The sequence below is a fragment of the Chryseobacterium sp. CH25 genome, from assembly GCF_004119455.1.
Lineage (GTDB): Bacteria > Bacteroidota > Bacteroidia > Flavobacteriales > Weeksellaceae > Chryseobacterium.
This window is the reverse complement of sequence record NZ_NRQT01000030.1, coordinates 1-466: the sequence shown is the minus strand read 5'-3', so window position 1 is coordinate 466 and position 466 is coordinate 1. Positions and strand designations below refer to the sequence as shown.

1 pseudogene is annotated in these 466 nt (G+C 35.6%); it reads right to left on the bottom strand.

Annotated elements, in window-relative coordinates:
• Window positions 1-466: pseudogene (locus tag BOQ64_RS23335) on the bottom strand (RHS repeat-associated core domain-containing protein); the annotation flags it as partial.

The following is a 466-nucleotide window of genomic DNA, read 5'->3' as shown; positions in this document are numbered from 1 at the left end:
GATTCTATCACCTGATTTAAACGGTTTCCTGTGTATTTATACTCAAGGTCATCTACTAAAGCTGATGTTTGTCCTGATACAGGAATTGCTTTTCTTTTTAAAGTATTGATATTCCCATTCAGGTCATAGGTAAGGTATTCATCAAAATTACCATTCCCGGGATTGGTGGCATTGGGTTCTGAATAGAAACCATTCTTTAAACGGTTCAGACCATCATACTCATAATTGTATCTTTTAAATACATCTTCTGATGAGTTCTTCCAGTCTATCTCTGCGATATTCCCATTAAATCTGCCTGGTGATTTTATAGAGATTTCAGGATTGTTATATCTGATCTCATATCCAAATAATTTCCCTCCCAGATTTTTAGGATCATTGATCTTAGTCATCCAGCCACGGATATTGTATTTATAATCCATCTGCTGAAGGGGTGATCCTAAAGCAATACCCCCAACTTTTTTAGATT